This window comes from Paenibacillus chibensis (assembly GCF_004001045.1).
In the GTDB taxonomy this organism is placed as follows: Bacteria; Bacillota; Bacilli; order Paenibacillales; family Paenibacillaceae; genus Paenibacillus_AQ; species Paenibacillus_AQ chibensis.
The window spans coordinates 109,092-126,021 of the sequence record NZ_BIMK01000016.1; the positions used below are offsets into that span (position 1 = coordinate 109,092).

The following is a 16,930-nucleotide window of genomic DNA, read 5'->3' on the forward strand; positions in this document are numbered from 1 at the left end:
GATATCACAAAAAAAGCATGGGCTCCGATACGGGAGCTCATGCTTTTACCATGTAAGCTTAAAGAAACAGGGTTATTAAGCTTGTTTTTAAGCTTCTTTGCTATTCAAGGCCTCGTAAAGGATGGCCAGATTACGTTCCAGCTGACTGACGAGCTGTTTGCCGGTAGCTTCAGGCAGAAGTCCCGCTCTCACAGCGAAATCGACTTCTTTAGAAAATCCGTACATCTGGGTGTCCAGCACTTCCTCATAGAGAGGGCAATAGCGGGTCGCCAGATTCTCCATTTGTACTTCGATCAGCTTCTGTATTTTATCTGCATCTTCTTGCAGAAGACTTACTGCTTTCATGTTCAACTGTTCCTGCAGCTCAGAAGAAGTCATGCATCTTCCCCCCTATGTCCAAAAGTCACACCCTTGTTCTCTTCTCTAATATTAGACGAAATCACGACCCAATACAAGAACCTGCTAAAAAAAGCACCCTACCGAAATCCGGCAGGGCGCTTTCCTTTATCTTAGTCTTCTACAAGCTCAACATTGAGTCCGTGTTTTGCAAACACTTCCTGCATTGCCGCTTTGGCCTCATCCGCATCCGGTCCATGAACATGAAGCTCATAGCCTTTATTGCTAACAAGGGTTGTAAACAATCCCAGAATACTTTTCACATCAATGTACTTGTTGTCTGCCTGAAGTACGATTGAAGACGTAAATTTGCTCGCCGTTTGAGCGATTTCCACAACAGCTGCGTTATTACTGGACATATCGATCCCTCCGTAGCTTTGATATCAGGTAATAATATCATTTTACCACTTTCATGATACATTGAATCCGCTTACCTGCGCAAGGGATTTCTATGTCATTTTTGTAGATTACACCAATTGATCCGGATTTAGACCTTTCAGCTCGTCGATCACGAAAATGCCGTCTTTGCGGATCAGCACATCGTCAAAATAGATTTCGCCGCCGCCGTAGTCCGGACGCTGGATCAGCACGATATCCCAGTGAATGGAAGAACGGTTTCCGTTATCGCAATCCTCGTAGGCTTGTCCCGGCGTGAAATGAATGCTGCCGGCGATTTTTTCGTCGAACAAAATATCCTTCATCGGGTGCAAAATATACGGATTGAAGCCGATCGCGAACTCCCCGATATAACGAGCGCCTTCGTCGGCATCCAGAATCTGATTCAAACGCTCGGTATCATTGCTGGTCGCCTCGACGATTTTGCCGTCTTTGAACGTGAATTTGATATTTTCAAAGGTAATGCCTTGGTAAACCGTGCTTGTATTGTAGCTGATCGTTCCGTTGACGGAATCGCGAACAGGCGCGCTGTACACTTCGCCGTCAGGGATGTTTTTCTCGCCCGCGCATTTGGTCGCCCCAATGCCCTTGATGGAGAAGCTGAGATCCGTTCCAGGGCCCACGATGCGGACTTTATCCGTTTTTCTCATCAACTCGGCCAGAGGATCCTGAGCTTTGTCCATTTTCGCGTAGTCCAGGTTGCATACGTCGAAATAGAAGTCCTCGAACGCCTCGGTGCTCTTGTTGGACAATTGAGCCATGCTCGCATTCGGATAACGGAGAACGACCCATTTCGTATGGTTGACACGCTGTCCGCTGTGGACAGGATGATTGTACAGGGTATTGTACAAGCGCATTTTATCGTCCGGCACATCCGAGAGGTCGTTGACGTTCTCGCCCGCACGGATACCGATGTAGCAGTCCATTTTCTTCATACGCTCCAGATCAAGCTCGCCCCAGGTTCTAACCATCTCCTCGGTTGCGTTCATGAGCATCGTGCGCTGAACCGAACGGTCCGTCAGCTCGACGAACGGATTGCCTCCGCGCTTATGTACCTCTTCAATGACAGCTTTAAGCAAATCGCGTTCGGGCCCGATCATTTCGATCAGTACGTTTTCTCCCGGCTGGACGCTTACGGAATAACCAACGAGATTTTCCGCCAGCTTTTGAATTCTTGGATCACGCATATGACTTATTCCTCCTAAACCCCGCACAAAATCTATTTGAACAAAGGTTAATTTTTAATCGATTTCTATTGTAGCACTTTCTGCCCGCCGCAGTCACCGGAACCAGCAAGAAAACATTACGGCTTAAAATCGACGTCGTTGATCAGCGTCTCCTGCTCTCCCTGCTGATGCAGATTTAAATAGTGGATTACGCTCTCAGAGGACAATTTGACAGGAAAACCGGATTTCTTGTCAATCGTCAAATAGTAGGTCATGCCCACCTCGGAATTCGCGAGCATCTGCTTCATTTGGGCATCGCCCTTTTTCCATACATCGGCCAGCTGCCTTCTTTCCTGGGAAGAACGCTTCGGCATTCCGTCCTCCGCCTGCTGCCTGATGGTGCCCATCTCCATCTCCAGCTGCTCTGACAGCCACTGTCTGGCCGCCGCAGGCTCCAGTTCGATGCGCAGCACCTTCGTGCCTCTGGCAGCTCCTGAAGCTTCCTTCATTTGCTTGGGAAGACGGCTGATCGCGTCCAATTGCGCCAAGGGGTTGAACCGGGCCAGCGAGGAATTCAGCATGGTGTTGCCTTCGCTCGATAAGTGTACCCATTGTCCATCCTGGCGCCGGAAGCCCGACTCGGCTGCATGCACGTTTTTCGCGGAAAGCTTCGTTGCTGTCCCTCCCGAGCCGGATGGCAGCATGCTGCGGATCGTCAGTTTGTCATGCTCGGTGAGCATGCCTTCATATACCAGGCTTTCCTTGAAGCTTGTCTGCGATTGGGTACGTACGGCTGCCTCGCCTTTAAACGTAAAAGAGTCCTTTCCGGCCAGTCCGGCAAGCGTCTGCTTGAACCAGCCTTCCGGATTTTTGTCATTTTGCAGCAGCCCGCAGCTTGTCAGGTTCATGCCGACCCACAGCAAAAAGGCTGCGCCAAGGCCAAGTTTCCATTTTCTCATCCTGTTATACCTCTTTATGTAGAAACATTTTGCCTTAGGCTTGCCTTCCAGGTGCGCAATTATGCAGAACATTCTCACGAAAAAAGGGCGTCTGCAGCAAGTACAGGTCACCCTCTTATTCATTGATGTCTTCAATCTGAATCTGATTACGGCCGCTGTTTTTCGCACGGTATAATGCCATGTCCGCCCGGTAGAAGAGGCTGTCCACGCTAATCTTATCATCGACGATGCACCATTCCGCGATTCCGCTCGATACGGTTACGCCCGGATTCGTCTCCTGCGCCACTCGGGACCGGATCACCTCGGCCACCTTCATCGCTTGATGGACCCCCATCTGCGGCAAATAAACGGCCAGCTCCTCCCCTCCCCAGCGCGCAGGAATGTCTTCCTGCCGAATGGAGGTTTTCACAATTTCGCTGACTTGCTTCAGTATTTTGTCTCCTTTTTGATGACCGTAGGTGTCATTCACCTGTTTGAACTGGTCTATGTCGACGACGATCAGCGAGCCGCAAAAATCATTCGTTTGATACTCCTGAATCGCTTCATCCAGATAGTGGCGGGCGTACATGTCCGTTAGCATGTCCCGGTTCGCCATCCGGCGCAGCTCCGCATGCAGCAGCGCGTTTCTCACCGACAAGCCGATATGGCTCGAAAGCGTCTGCAGCAGCCGATAATTATCATAGGAAAAGAAATGCGGACTGCGGTGCGTCAGCAAAATGGCTCCAATGACTTTGCCGTTCACCGTCAAAGGCGTCGCAATCAGGGATTGGGAACCGGTGACCTCCATCAGCTTGGAGGATACCTTCGTGTTCAAATGGTAATCCGACAAAATGACCGGCTCTTTTTTTTCGAATACAAGCCCGCCAAAGCCGTAACTCGCGTTAAACATATCCTTGGACAGCGACGGCTCGTTACAGGATACCACCTCAAGCATATCGCGCTCCTCATTATACTGAAGGAAACAGCAGAAATCGGCATTGAAAATGTTCAAGAGCTCCTCGTTGGCGAACTGGTAAATATCAGCCAGCTGCAGGCTTTGGTTCAGCCGCTGGGTAAGCTCATTGATCAGCCGCAGCTCATGAATGAGGAGATTGGACTGTTCATACAGCTTGGCATTCTCAAAGGCATTCCCCGCCGTGTCGATGACCATGGTAATCAGCTGCAGATCCAGGTCTTCCTTGAGATCCCGCGTCATTTTCAAATGAAACACGCCATAAATTCCCTGCTTGCCGCCGAGAGGAATGCCGATTTCGACCATATCCTCTTCCCCGGCCTCCTTGCAGTCCTGAATCATAAGGCGGCCATCCATAAAAGCTCTCACGCAGATATCCTCGCCCCACGGATGAAATACCAGCGGTCTGACCTTCGGATTACTGTGCTGGTGATCCTGCGACATCAGCAGACTCAGCTTGATCGATGGATAGAGCACGGCGATGCTGTCGAGCACCTCCGTAAGAACCGTATCCACATCAATCTGGTCATGCATCCGCTGCATGATCTGAAACAGTATCGAGCGTCTGCTTGCTTCACGCTCCGCATTCTTTTGAATTTTCATAACATCGGAAACGAATATGTATTCGTAGCGTCTAAAGAAACAGGAATGATAATGCAGAGCCGTCGCCTCAATGGCATCGAGGCCCGAGCTGTCGGAGATATGCCTCGGGATCACACAGGCAAGAACGGATATAACGAGCTGCCCGCTCCGGGACAGAATCGGAACCACGCATAGCACCTGTCCTTTGAAAAGCGGATAGTCGGCATGCTCAATCACGTCGTATACCAGCTCATGTGACAGCAAGCAGTGCTGCAGCAATCCCGCATGCGGGCCATCGAGCAGCGAATACACGGCTTCCTCGCCTGAGGTATATGCCCCTTCATGATCGACGATCACCCACGAGGAGTGCTTCGAAAGGGGCAGCGAGCCCGTTTCCTTCCGCCAATCCTCGAAGGATTGCTGCAAGGCCTCGTGGACATATGGAAGATCATATGGTGAAATGTCCATCTCCTTCAACCATAATTCAGAAGACTCGCTCGGAGACGCCACTTCGATATTTGTCTGAAATAGACTTTGATGTCTGGAAAAATCCTGTTGGTGTTCTGACATAAGCAGGCGCTCCTTTACACCGTGTTTAAAGGTGTCTTGCACGGCACCGTTCGATCGGGATATTATATAAAAACCTTCAGCCGCAAGCAGACTTTAGACTCATAGATCTGACACCTATTTGCGCAATTGAAAAAGGGTAGTTTCATTCGTGTTATAATAACCTTATTCTACTCTCTTCAAACCAATTTTGCATCAATATTTCAGAGATTCGTCCTACTTTTTTGGGACCAAAGCCCTATCGACAAAATTAGACGTTTATCGATATTTATCAGGACTTGACTTGCATACTGTCTTTCGTTTAAAATCTATTGTTGAACAAGACTGTTATGCAGTCTGAAATTTGGGCGTAACGTTGTGTCACCCTCACGTGGTTTGTTACTGATCGAACAGCGGCTGAACTTTTCCATCAGGTGCGTTTGCCGATAAGGCTAGCACAATCAACATACCCGGCGCAAATAGAGCCCTACTTCACAATTTATTTGAAAATAAAGGAGTCTACTATAACATGGCACGTTACACTGGTCCTAAATTTAAATTGAGCCGCCGTCTGGGCATCTCCCTGAGCGGTACTGGCAAAGAATTGAAGCGTCCTTTTCCTCCAGGACAACACGGTCCTAACCAACGGAGAAAAGTAAGCAACTACGGTATGCAGCTCGCTGAAAAACAAAAACTGCGTCATATGTACGGCTTGGGTGAAAAGCAGTTCAGCACCCTCTTCCACAGAGCGCAAAAAATGCAAGGTATCGCCGGTGAGAACTTCATGTTCCTGCTCGAAAGCCGCCTGGACAACCTCGTTTACCGTCTTGGCTTCGCAAACTCCCGTGCAGGCGCACGCCAGCTCGTATCCCATGGTCACATCACTGTAAACGGCAAAAAGGTTAACGTTGCTTCTTACATGGTGAGCACTGGTGACGTGATTGGCCTTCGTGAAAGAAGCCGTTCGCTTTCTTCCATTAAAGAAGCTCTGGAAAACCGCAGCCATCTTGCAGGTTACCTGGAGTACAACGATGCAGCTATGGAAGGCAAATTCATCCGTTTGCCTGAACGTGCTGAGCTTTCCCAAGACATCGACGAAAAACAAATCGTCGAATTCTACAACCGTTAATCGTTGCATTGAACAAAGCCCGGAACCAATGGTTCTGGGCTTTTTGCTGCTTTGCGGCAGCGTTTGGCAGAAGGCGTTTTGGCCTTCTGCCTTTTTCATGCGCTTTTATTAGACGATTCGGATTTTCGCGAATTTCCGTTTACCCGATTGGATCACATCCCCGCTGCACAGAGCTATTTCCGAATGGATCTCCTCCAGCTTCTGTCCGTTCAGCTTCACCGCTCCCTGCTGGATACTTCGTCTGGCTTCGCCGTTCGAAGCGGCGAAACCAAGCCGATGCAGCAGTTGAACCAAAGGAATCTTCCCCTCTCTCAGCTCTCCGGCCGGAATGATATGCTCATCCAACTCATCCGGAATCGAATGCTGCTGAAACACCGTGACAAAGTGCTGCTTCGCGGCTTCGGCTTCTTCCGATCCGTGATACATGCGGACGATCGTTTGGGCCAACCGCATTTTGGCATCGCGCGGGTGAACGCTTCCGTCCTGCAGACCCTGCTTCAACACCTCCAGCTCGTCATGGGGAAGATCGGTCGCAAGCTCGAAGTATTTCAGCATCAGCTCATCTGGTACGGACATCGCTTTGCCATAGATTTCAGCCGGCTTTTCATCGATTCCAATGTAATTGCCCAAGCTTTTACTCATCTTATTGACGCCGTCAAGACCTTCGAGCACGGGAAGTGTAATGGCAATCTGCGCCTCCTCCCCATACTCCTTTTGCAAGGTGCGCCCCATTAGAAGATTAAATGTTTGGTCGGTGCCGCCAAGCTCAATGTCGGTTTTAAGCGCCACCGAATCCATTCCCTGCATGAGCGGGTAAAAAAATTCATGGATGCTGATCGGCTGTCCGCTGCTGTACCGCTTCTGAAAATCGTCGCGCTCCAGCATTCTGGCGACAGTCGTTTTGGCTCCCAGATTGATAACTTCCTCAAAATTCATCGGACTTAGCCACTCCGAGTTGAAGCATATCGTTGTTTTTGCTTCATCCATCACTTTAAAGAGTTGTTTCCTGTAAGTCTCGGCATTGCGTCGGACGTCTTCTTCGCTCAGCTGCTTCCGGGTTTCCGACTTTCCTGTCGGATCCCCGATCCGTCCGGTGAAATCGCCGATAACGAGCTGAACCTCATGACCGAATTCCTGGAACTGGCGCAGCTTCTGCAGAACAACCGTATGTCCGAGATGAATATCCGGTGCAGACGGATCCAGACCAAGCTTCACGCGAAGCGGTTCGCCCGTCACGACCGATTTCATCACCTTCTGCTTCAGCTCCTCTTGCGGAACAATATTCGCGGTTCCCCTCGTGATGACTTCCAGCTGCCTTTCAACCGCGCGCTGCTGCTGCACATTCAACTCATCCCACTTCATGTTCCTCATCCTTCCGTCATATCCTAGGATTAAAACGCAAAAAAGCTCCTTCTCATCCCAAGGGACGAGAAGGAGCGCTCGCGTTACCACCCTAATTAAAGCTGCCGCAAAAAGCCGCGATTATACGGGCTCGCTGATGACAGCTTTCACTTCATTCAGATAACGGACCTTGCATCCGGTACCGGACTACTTGCGGGCAAGCAGGCACCCGCGTTCCTCCTGACAGCTCCAGACGGTAATTCAACAGGAAGAGCTGCCGGTTCGCACCACCCACCGGCTCTCTGATCGAGCTTACAACCTGTCTACTGATGTCTATCCACGCTTTTTCCGATGTTTAATTTAGCATTATTTATAACATATGCACCGAAAAACTGTCAAATATTCTAAAAAAAAGCCCTCATTCGTTCTCTGCATTCAAAACCCGCAAATTATGCTATAATAGTTCCGTTAAAAGGAGGAACGCACGCGAATGGTTGAAAATAACAATAAGACGCCTGACAAACAGCCTGCACCGAGGCGACGATCCTACGCCCGGATAACCGGTCTCGTCATTCTCTGGCTGTTTGTCGTCGGCCTGATGGGCGCCCTTTTTGCCGGCGGTGCCGCCCTGGGTTATGTCACTTCCATTGTGAAGGACGATCCGGTCCGGTCCAGGGATCTGATCGAGCAAAAAATGAGTGAAAACTCCATTACAAGCTTTGCTTATTTCCGCGATCAGACGACGCCGATCGGCCAGATCCGCACGGACGAGGACAGACGTCCCGTGGAATACAAGCAGATTCCAAAGACAGTCATCAATGCGGTTGTTTCTATAGAAGACAACAACTTTTTCAATCATAATGGTGTGGACCTGAAGGGTACGCTGCGTGCCGTAAAACAAAAGGTGCTCAAAGAATCCGTGCAAACCGGCGGAAGCACATTGACCCAGCAACTGGCCAGGCGCGTCTTCCTGAACCTGGATAAGACGGATGACCGCAAATTCAAAGAGATTTTGCTGGCGCTCCGGCTCGAACGGTTTATGACCAAGGAGGAAATTTTGACCGCCTACCTGAACAAGGTTCCTTTCGGTAAGGGATCAAGCGGGTACAACCTCTACGGGATCAAGGCTGCAGCCAAAGGCATTTTTAACGTAAACGATTTAAGCAAGCTGAATATCGCCGAAGCGGCCTATTTGGCCGGTCTTCCGCAGCTTCCAACCAAATATTCCGCCTTCACCTCCACGGGCGAATTCAATCCGGACGCCTTCAAGCGGGCTGTGGACCGCCAGCATCTCGTGCTGCGGCGGATGATGGAAGAGAATAAGATTACGGATGCCGAGTACAAGGAAGCCTTGGCATTCGACATTCGTAAGGCACTGGCACCGCGCATGGATAAAGCCTATGCCACTTATCCTTACCTGATGATGGAGACTGAACGTCAGGCTTCCGACATTCTGATGAAGCTGAGTCTCAAGGAAGGCGGCACCGATCAGAAGGATGCGAACGATACCAGCGATCTGCTTGAAGCTGCCAATCAACAGCTTAAAACCGGCGGATACCGTGTGTACACCACGATTGATAAGCGGGTGTACAACTCCATGCATAAGATCGGCGAAAACAAGGATAACTTTGGTCCTGACAGCAAAACCAAAGGACCGGAGCAAACCGCGGCCATGATGATTGACAACAAGACAGGCGCCATTCTGGGCATGCTGGAAGGACGGGACTTCAACAAAGAACAGATGAACTATGCCACGCAGATGATCCGGCAGCCGGGTTCAACCATGAAACCGATTGCGGCCTACCTGCCTGCCATCGAATCCGGGGCGATCCAGCCTGCAAGCATTTTGGATGATGCACCGATCATTTTGAAGGACTACCAGAAAGGCTTCCATATCCCGAAAAACTCGACTGCGGGATACAGCGGCTTAATGACAGCGCGGACTGCACTCAACAAATCGGTGAATACCGTTGCATTGAAGCTGTTCAATAACGTCGTCGGCATCGACAATGCCTGGGCCTTTGCCAAAAAGGTCGGTATCAATACCATTCAAAAAGAAGACTATTCTGCTGCAACGGGTGTTCTGGGCGGTTTGAGATATGGTGTAACCGTCGAAGACCTGACGAATGCCTATAGCTCTATTGCCAATCAAGGGACTTTTAACGATGCATACATGATTGAAAAAATCGTGGATTCCAACGGCAATATCGTGTATCAGCATGAAGCCAAACCCGTCCAGGCGTTCTCCAAGCAAACCGCTTACCTGATGACGGATATGCTCCGCACGGTCATTACGGACGGCACGGGTAGTACCGTCCGGGATACTTATAAGCACTTCAAAAGTATACCGGTCGTCGGGAAAACAGGCTCTACCCAAAACTACGCGGATGTGTGGTTTATGGGCTTCTCGCCTGACGTAACGCTTGGCGTATGGGTAGGCTACAAGGAGCCTGTCAATACGCTGACGAGCAAGCCCGCCAAGAAGCGTGCCCAATCGATATGGGCACTCATTATGAACGAAGTCGCGGATAAAGAACCCGACTTATTCAAAACGCCGAAATTCGAAAAGCCTGAGGGCATTGTGTCCAAAACAGTATCTGCATACAGCGGCAAGCTTCCGACATCACTGACGGATAAATTTGTTACGGATATCTTTAATATTAAATACGTTCCTAAAGACAGTGATGACGGGATTGCCAAGGTCAAATACATCACATTTAACGGAGTCAACTATATTCCGAAGGATCAAACGCCTGATGATATGCTGAAGGAAAAAGTCGTGATCAAACGAGAGAAGCCGATCCCGGATCTGATCAAAGAGCTCCAGGCAGCCTTTGAAAAAATGCGCGGCGGCCACGAATCTTTATCCTACTATATCCCGCGTGACGCCGGCGAGGATATGCCGACCGAGATCGATCCGCGTGTCGATGACGGCAGCGCGCCTTCGGCTCCTGGAAGCGTCAGGATGGCTCTGAACGGCAGCAAGGCTACCATTACCTTCAGCCCGTCTCCTCAAGCAGATGTGGTTGGATACCGCTTGTACCGTTCCCAAAACGGAGGATCTTATCAGAATACGGGCAGTGTCATATTGACAGGAGAGGCATACTCCTTTACGAGTGCGGCTGATACAGGCTCCAGCTTTTATATCACGGCCGTGGATGTAGCAGGCAAAGAATCAACACCAAGCGAAATGGCGAGCGGATCAACTGGAGGTATCATTGATATCCCTGGAGACATCGTAGATCCTTCCACCCCGGGCGACACGGGTAATCCAGGCACCGAAATTCCGGATCCGAATGCTCCGGACCCAGGGCAGGAACCGACCCATGAACCATCATCGCCGACTGCTCTGCAGATCGCACCGCTCGATAACGGAATTATGTTCCAATGGAATCCGGCACGTCCGGAAGAGAAGGTAACCGAGTATTCGATATCCTTCAGTGAAAAGCCGGGCGGCCCATATAACCCGATCGGTACCAGCCGTGAAGCCGGCTTCCAGTTTATCACCACCACTCCGATCAAAGGATACTTTCGGGTAACGGCGATCAATGCGGTTGGCTCTTCCAGACCTTCCGCGGCATCCTATTTTGAAAAGAAATAACTCGATACCGTTGTAAAAAGACCCTGTTCGCGGATTGCCGCGGCGGGGTCTTTTCATATTCACAGTGCACTACAAAAACAAAAAGCACCGGATTCATAATCCGGTGCTTCCTGTTTACGCGATATAATTAATCTTCGATCGTCGAAAGATCGCCGGTTGGCAGATTCAGCTCCCATGCTTTGAGTACCCTGCGCATGATTTTACCGGATCTCGTCTTCGGCAGCTTGTCGCGGAATTCGATTTCACGCGGCGCCGCATGAGCGGACAATCCTTCTTTCACGAATTTATAGATTTCATTCTTCAGTTCTTCGGATTCCTCGTAGCCTTCTCGGAGGGCGATGAACGCTTTGATGATCTCGCCGCGGGTCGCATCCGGTTTACCGATAACGCCGGCTTCAGCCACCGCAGGATGCTCGACCAGCTTGCTCTCGACCTCGAACGGTCCGATCCGTTCACCGGAGGAGTTGATCACGTCATCGACCCGGCCCTGGAACCAGAAGTAGCCTTCTTCATCCATATAAGCGGAATCGCCCGAAACGTACCAGCCAGGAATACGGAAGTATTCCTGATACTTGGCAGGATTCTTCCAAATTTGATTCATCATGGACGGCCATGGTGTTTTAATGGCGAGATTCCCCATCGTGTAAGGCGGAACTTCATTGCCGTTATCGTCCAGAATCGCTGCCTGCACACCCGGAATAGGACGTCCCATAGATCCTGGCTTGATATCCATGGATGGATAGTTGCAGATCAAATGTCCGCCGGTTTCCGTCATCCACCAAGTGTCATGGATACGCTGGCCGTATACCTTTTGTCCCCAGCGAACCACTTCTGGGTTAAGCGGCTCACCTACGGAGAGGACATGACGCAGACTGTTCAAGGAGAACTGGGAAATAACGTCCGAGCCTGCCCCCATCAGCATGCGGAATGCCGTTGGAGCACTGTACCATACCGTCACCTTGTATTTGTCAATCGTTCCGTACCAGTCCTGCGGACTGAATCGCCCGCCGCGGATCACATTTGTAACGCCGTTCAGCCAAGGTGCGAAAATACCGTAGGAAGTACCTGTTACCCAGCCCGGGTCAGCCGTACACCAGTATATATCGTCTTCCTGCAGATCCAGGACCATTTTGCCCGTGTAATAATGTTGTATCATGGCATTCTGTACATGGAATACGCCTTTCGGTTTACCCGTCGATCCAGAAGTATAATGTATAATTAATCCGTCATTGCGGTCCAGCCACTCCATTTGGAGATCCGAGGATGCCCCCTGCATCGCCTTCGCGTAGTCCACGACCTTGTCATCTTCTTCAACGCCGTCGCCCACCACGATAATATGCTTCAGGTCAGGCAGCTCGTCACGCTTCACGCGTCCGAGAAGCTGGCTCGTCGTCACCAGTGCAACTGCACCGCTGTCTTCAAGACGGTCCTTAACAGCCGTTTCCATAAAAGCCTCAAAAAGCGGACCTACGACAGCCCCTACCTTCAAAATGCCCATGAGAGAGAAGTAAAGCTCCGGACTGCGCGGCATAAAAACAAATACCCGATCACCTTTACCGACGCCAAGCTCACGGAGAACATTACCGAATTTATCGGACTGCTCCTTCAGATCGGCAAAAGTATAGCTCTCATCGCGATTCGCGTCGCTATAGAGCAAAGCATTTTTATGGCCACGTCCTTCTTCCACGTGGCGGTCAATGGCCTCATACGCCATATTAACCTTGCCGGTCGTATACCAGCTAAAATGCTTCTCCACCTCTTCCCATTGGAATTGCGAGCGGGCCTGTTCATAATCGCCCAAATTGGACGTTTCAGCTACGCTAGGTAAAATTTCATTTTGATTTTGTTCCATACTTTCATCCTCCCTCTGTTCTCCCAATTGCTAGGGCAGCGCTTACAATCTTGTATGAATTCATGCCATGGAAATGACAACATACACACGAAATCAGTTCTGTAAAACAAAATTTCTCTTGATTGCTATATAAATTAAACCGAAAGTTTAACCCTTTAAACTTTGATAGAGTTCACAAACAAAAACGGGCTATCCATTCTGTGGTTCAATTTATTTAGGTAAGCGTAAAAACATATGGTACAGCAGGTCTGGCTGATGGTTATAAAAATCAAAAGTTGTGGCTATTTTATGTCAGGAATCATTATAGCATAGGATGAAAGTTCCTGCCATCGCTTTTCATTTATTTGTTTTTTTGCTATAAGTAGGATTAGAAGCAGAAAGGAGCGTCCAGATGGAACACCTTAAACTGTACCATGTACAAACCATACCTCAAGAAGAGCGCTGCCTGGTCGTCGAAGGGCCCGTACCGCCCGAGAGATTGGCAGAGTTGACCATGCACCCCGACCTTGATGCTTTCCGCCGCCCGGCTGAGCAGCATAAGGCGCTAGTGGAGATCGCAGGCCTCAAGGAAGGCCGGATCATCATTTCCCGTGAGGAAAACATAATCGTCGGATACGTGACCTTTCATTACCCGGACGAGCAGGAACGCTGGTCCCAGGGCAATATGGAGGATCTGATCGAGCTGGGAGCTATAGAAGTTGCCAATGACTACCGCTCGCTTGGCCTGGGGCAAAAAATGATCAAAACCGCCTTCGAGGATGGCCAAATGGAACAATATATCGTGTTCACCACCGAATATTATTGGCACTGGGACTTAAAAACCAGCGGCCTGAATGTGTGGGATTACCGCAAAATGATGGAACGGCTCATGAAGGTCGTCGACATGGTCTGGTACGCAACCGATGATCCGGAAATATGCTCGCATCCGGCCAACTGCCTGATGGTTCGAATCGGCCGAGACGTGCCGATTTCCTCCAAAGAGCAGTTTGACCGAATTCGTTTTCAGCAGCGTTTTATGTACTAGGGATGTCCATTCGCATATATGACAACAACTCCGGAGAATCCTCCGGAGTTGTTTGTATGTTGATGATTTTTTACGCTCACTTACATTTGAGCGAGCATAGAATCCAGTATCGCATGGGAGCGGCGCGATGAGGCAACTGTAAATTCCGCGAAGTTCGCGTGTGCGGAGCCGTCCGCTTTATCGGACATTGAACGGATCACGACAAACGGTACCCCGTTCATGAAGCATACCTGCGCGACGGAAGCCCCTTCCATTTCGACGCATGCGCCCTGCATATGCTCATAGAGCCAGGATACCTGCTCTACGCTGGCAATAAACTGATCTCCGGAAAGCACGCGTCCGACTCTGCAGTTCACCTCGCCGAGCTCCCCGCAGACTTTTTGGGCCAGCAGCATCAAGTCCTTGTCCGCCTGAAACGCCGAAACCTCCTGATACGGGATGACTCCTCGTTCATACCCCAAAGCCGTGACATCCATGTCATGCTGCAAGCACTCGGAAGATATGACAATATCCCCAATGTTCAGCTCCGGATGTACAGCCCCTGCGACACCCGTAAACAGCACTTTGGATATTCCGAAGGCGTCGATGAGGACCTGCGTCGTGACAGCCGCATTGACTTTACCCACCCCCGATTTGCACACGACAACATTTCGATTAAGGTATGTGCCTTTATAATAGCGGATGCCCGCTTTATCCATCGTTTCCGCATTTTGCATCCCGGCCAAGAGCAGCTCCACTTCTTCGTCCATGGCCCCGATAATTCCGATCGTTTCAGGCATCTTTGCATTCTCCCTTTTCATTAAAGTTTATTGCTCCGCACGTTAAAAAAAGCTCCCGTAAGGAGCTTTTTTCAGCGTTTTCCAACCTTTTTCATCTCATGTCAAAGCATCTATTTCTTATTCGTTCACATGGCTTACGGATAGGCGCAGAATCGTTTCATGCGGCAAAATAACCCGCGGGTTGTCCACGTTTTCCTTCTTCATCAGCTTGGTCAACAGACGCATCGCAACCGCGCCAAGATCGTACATCGGCTGAGCCACCGTGGTCAAAAGCGGACGAACCATCGACGCCATACGTGTATTGTCCACACTGATGACGGAGAAATCGTCTGGAACCTTGAGACCTTCATCCTGAATGCTGTGAATGGCACCAATCGCCATTTCGTCCGTGGCCGCGAAAACAGCCGTAGGCTTTTTCTTCAGACCGAGGAAATATTTCATCGCTTCCACGCCGGACTCATAACGATAGTTACCGATGCGCACCAGATCCTCTTGATATTCAATACCCGCATTCTCCAGCGCCTTCTTGTAGCCTTGGAAACGCGAATAACCATTCGCCGGATCCTGCAGCGTGCCGCTGATCATGGCAATTTCACGATGACCATGGCGAATCAGTGTATTCACTGCATCAAAGGCAGCAGCCTCATGATCGATATCCACGGACGGATATGTTCCGTTCTCATCCCGTGTCGCGCACAGCACGATCGGAACCGCAGAGGTCTGGAACGCCTGAATATGTTCTTCCGTTACGGTGCCGCCCATGAACAGCAGCCCGTCCACCTGCTTCTCGAGCAGGGTATTGATGACACGGATTTCCTTTTCCTTCTTCTTGTCAGCGTTACACAAAATAATATTATAGTGGTACATGTTGGCAATATCTTCAATGCCCCGAGCAATTTCCGCGAAAATAGAGTTCGAGATATCGGGAATTACAACCCCGACCGTTGTCGTCTTTTTGCTGGCAAGGCCTCTGGCCACCGCATTCGGACGATATCCCAAACGTTCGATTGCTTCATATACTTTTTTCCGGGTCTGAGGCTTTACGTTGGGATTGTTGTTCACAACCCGCGATACCGTCGCCATCGATACGCCTGCTTCACGCGCCACATCGTAAATGGTTACCGTCAAATTCCTTCTCTCCATTGCCAATAAATTTTCATTCGTCAACCCATTAAAATAATGATACGACAAATTGTCGCATTCTGCAATGATAACGCTTTACTAGCCTTCTAAATGCTGTTTCAGAGCATCCACAGTAATATGGGAATGAGATGTATGCCAGACAGACGCCTGATTCTTAACCAGAATCACCTGCGGGGATTCATGCTGTATACCGAGAAGATCGGCAGCTTCGAGCGAAACCGGACGATCCTCGACGACATGGATTAAACCGTACTCCACGGCTTCGTTCGGCTCGTTTTGTAAGTATGACATTACCTGTTGATAGGCCCTGCTGCTGATCGGGCAGCGCGTGCTGTGTTTAAAAAGAAGCAGAGGCTTATCTTTTGAGGCTTCCAATGCGGTCTGCAGCTGATCGCTAGTAGTCAGTTTGGTCATCGTCGCCATTTGATATACATCCCCTTTTTTCGATTAAATTCCTTACTCTATCGTAACAAAATCCTCGTGAAAAATCCAACTTACTATGAAAATTATCTGAAAATCGTTAAATTTTCAAACATCCGCATGAAATACATTCATTTCCGGAAGAATGACCGACAGCTGGGACAGGCGAAGGCGCAGGTCCGAAACCCATGCCTGATCCTGAAGAGACTCGGCCATGCCGTACAAATCAAGCAGCAAATTGATGCGTTCCTGGATTTCATGCTCCAATATCTGTTTCAAACTATCTTCTGAATAGTCCCCTTCAGCCAGCACTTCGTATATCAATCGGGCCAGCTCATGGTATTCAGTCAGAGAAAAGCTGTTTATCGAGGGGTCCGGGCCGAGCAAATCTACGCATTTTTTCAAATCCGGCCTCATGGAAGGAATCAGTTCATACGTTAAACAATGGTCGCAGACAAGCACGGGAACATGACGAATCATGACGCTCCGTGTGTACATCACCGTGCGAAGCTCCAGTTTCATTTTTTGCTCGCAGCTACACTTCATAGACATGTTACCACCTCAGGCTTTTTCTATATATCGGCTCAAGAGAGCACATATTTCAGCTGCTGATGTTATTCGCTCCCTACTCCCCTGATTCCTTC

Annotated in this window: 14 protein-coding genes and 1 other annotated feature; of the genes, 3 read left to right on the forward strand and 11 right to left on the reverse strand. The window is 49.8% G+C overall.

The genetic code is table 11. The features are described 5' to 3' along the window. Window positions 1-87 precede the first annotated feature (87 nt). The 5 genes from PCH05_RS14190 to PCH05_RS14210 form a co-directional block, all read right to left on the reverse strand. Window positions 88-378, reverse strand: a complete 291-nt coding sequence (locus PCH05_RS14190) for an Fpa/YlaN family protein (RefSeq protein ID WP_127603053.1) — start codon at window positions 376-378, stop codon at window positions 88-90. A gap of 131 nt (window positions 379-509) precedes the next feature. Next, window positions 510-755 (reverse strand): HPr family phosphocarrier protein, encoded by a 246-nt coding sequence (locus PCH05_RS14195; RefSeq protein ID WP_127603054.1) that lies wholly within the window; start codon window positions 753-755, stop codon window positions 510-512. Between the two features lie 108 nt (window positions 756-863). Then, the gene (locus PCH05_RS14200) at window positions 864-1,979 is read right to left on the reverse strand and encodes an aminopeptidase (protein WP_127603055.1); all 1,116 of its coding nucleotides are present in this window, start codon (window positions 1,977-1,979) and stop codon (window positions 864-866) included. A 116-nt stretch (window positions 1,980-2,095) separates the two neighbouring features. Then, window positions 2,096-2,917, reverse strand: coding sequence for a hypothetical protein (locus tag PCH05_RS14205; protein WP_127603056.1), 822 nt, complete (start codon window positions 2,915-2,917; stop codon window positions 2,096-2,098). A gap of 115 nt (window positions 2,918-3,032) precedes the next feature. Continuing rightward, entirely contained in the window at window positions 3,033-5,021 is a 1,989-nt protein-coding gene (locus PCH05_RS14210) for a sensor domain-containing diguanylate cyclase (protein WP_127603057.1), read from the reverse strand. Between the two features lie 505 nt (window positions 5,022-5,526). Between PCH05_RS14210 and rpsD the strand changes: the two genes are divergently transcribed. Continuing rightward, the gene (rpsD, locus tag PCH05_RS14215) at window positions 5,527-6,126 is read left to right on the forward strand and encodes a 30S ribosomal protein S4 (protein ID WP_127603058.1); all 600 of its coding nucleotides are present in this window, start codon (window positions 5,527-5,529) and stop codon (window positions 6,124-6,126) included. Window positions 6,127-6,234: 108 nt separating this feature from the next. On the opposite strand, the gene tyrS is transcribed toward rpsD, so the two are convergent. Further along, entirely contained in the window at window positions 6,235-7,488 is a 1,254-nt protein-coding gene (gene tyrS, locus PCH05_RS14220) for a tyrosine--tRNA ligase (protein WP_127603059.1), read from the reverse strand. A gap of 57 nt (window positions 7,489-7,545) precedes the next feature. Further along, window positions 7,546-7,816, reverse strand: a binding site (T-box leader). A gap of 141 nt (window positions 7,817-7,957) precedes the next feature. Between tyrS and PCH05_RS14225 the strand changes: the two genes are divergently transcribed. Continuing rightward, window positions 7,958-11,068, forward strand: a complete 3,111-nt coding sequence (locus PCH05_RS14225; protein ID WP_127603060.1) for a penicillin-binding protein 1A — start codon at window positions 7,958-7,960, stop codon at window positions 11,066-11,068. A gap of 127 nt (window positions 11,069-11,195) precedes the next feature. On the opposite strand, the gene acsA is transcribed toward PCH05_RS14225, so the two are convergent. Beyond that, on the reverse strand, window positions 11,196-12,920 hold the full coding sequence (gene acsA, locus PCH05_RS14230) for an acetate--CoA ligase (protein WP_127603061.1): 1,725 nt from the start codon (window positions 12,918-12,920) through the stop codon (window positions 11,196-11,198). A gap of 391 nt (window positions 12,921-13,311) precedes the next feature. On the opposite strand from acsA, the gene PCH05_RS14235 reads away from it, so the two are divergent. Then, window positions 13,312-13,944 carry a GNAT family N-acetyltransferase gene (locus tag PCH05_RS14235; RefSeq protein ID WP_127603062.1) on the forward strand — a complete coding sequence of 211 codons (633 nt, stop codon included), beginning with the start codon at window positions 13,312-13,314 and terminating at the stop codon, window positions 13,942-13,944. Window positions 13,945-14,024: 80 nt separating this feature from the next. Here PCH05_RS14235 and PCH05_RS14240 read toward each other — a convergent pair whose 3' ends face one another. From PCH05_RS14240 to PCH05_RS14255, 4 genes are all read right to left on the reverse strand, one after another. Further along, the gene (locus PCH05_RS14240; RefSeq protein WP_127603063.1) at window positions 14,025-14,723 is read right to left on the reverse strand and encodes a 5'-methylthioadenosine/adenosylhomocysteine nucleosidase; all 699 of its coding nucleotides are present in this window, start codon (window positions 14,721-14,723) and stop codon (window positions 14,025-14,027) included. A gap of 117 nt (window positions 14,724-14,840) precedes the next feature. Further along, window positions 14,841-15,851 (reverse strand): catabolite control protein A, encoded by a 1,011-nt coding sequence (ccpA, locus tag PCH05_RS14245; RefSeq protein ID WP_127603092.1) that lies wholly within the window; start codon window positions 15,849-15,851, stop codon window positions 14,841-14,843. A 93-nt stretch (window positions 15,852-15,944) separates the two neighbouring features. Beyond that, entirely contained in the window at window positions 15,945-16,289 is a 345-nt protein-coding gene (ytxJ, locus tag PCH05_RS14250) for a bacillithiol system redox-active protein YtxJ (RefSeq protein WP_127603064.1), read from the reverse strand. A gap of 105 nt (window positions 16,290-16,394) precedes the next feature. Then, on the reverse strand, window positions 16,395-16,832 hold the full coding sequence (locus tag PCH05_RS14255) for a hypothetical protein (protein ID WP_127603065.1): 438 nt from the start codon (window positions 16,830-16,832) through the stop codon (window positions 16,395-16,397). Window positions 16,833-16,930: the final 98 nt, after the last annotated feature.